The sequence below is a fragment of the Polaromonas sp. P3_C2 genome, assembly GCF_056402675.1.
In genome coordinates this window covers 1-654 of sequence record NZ_JBFUGX010001198.1, presented here as the reverse complement: position 1 = coordinate 654, position 654 = coordinate 1, and the positions used below count along the sequence as shown (strand labels likewise).

At 60.3% G+C, this 654-nt stretch carries 1 protein-coding gene; it reads right to left on the bottom strand.

The genetic code is table 11. The features are described 5' to 3' along the window. A partial coding sequence (locus AC1DWI_RS25565) for a lyase family protein (RefSeq protein ID WP_477726241.1) occupies nucleotides 1-494 on the bottom strand: 494 nt, incomplete at its 3' end. Between the last annotated feature and the right edge of the window lie 160 nt (nucleotides 495-654).

The following is a 654-nucleotide window of genomic DNA, read 5'->3' as shown; positions in this document are numbered from 1 at the left end:
GCATAGATGTGGGCCATTTCGCGCAGCTGCGCAATGACCTTGTCCAGCGCCGGCAGCACCACCAGGTCGCGGCTGCTTTTAAGCTGCAGCGCGTGGCTGGTGTTGTTGATGTCCTCGCTGGTGCAGGCAAAGTGCACAAATTCGCTGGCGCCCTGCAGCTCCGGCCTGGCTTCGAATTTCGACTTGATCCAGTACTCGACGGCTTTCACGTCGTGGTTGGTAGTCTTTTCGATTTCCTTGATGGYCGACGCATCGGCCTCCGAGAAGTTTTTGACCAGACCCAGCAAATAAGTGCGGGCGCCCGGGCTCAGCGGCTTGAATTCGGCGAATTTGGCATCGGACAGCGCGATGAACCACGCCACTTCGACCTGAACGCGGCGGTGCATATAGCCCTGTTCGGACATCAGGGGGCGTAACTGGTTCAGTTTGTTCGCGTAGCGGCCGTCCAGTGGGGACAGGGCGTTGATCGTGGAAAAAGGGGGAGAGGAGCTCATGGCCCAATTGTAGGCCGGGTGCCTGCCGCGCCCGCCGCGCCGGAAGCCGCTGCCGCAAGCCCGAAAAGATGTGCATATTTGCGAATCTTCTTGCCCGGCACGTTACACCCCCGTCAGCCTGGCTGCCGGCTTACTCGATAGAATGCTCTTCCCCCGGACC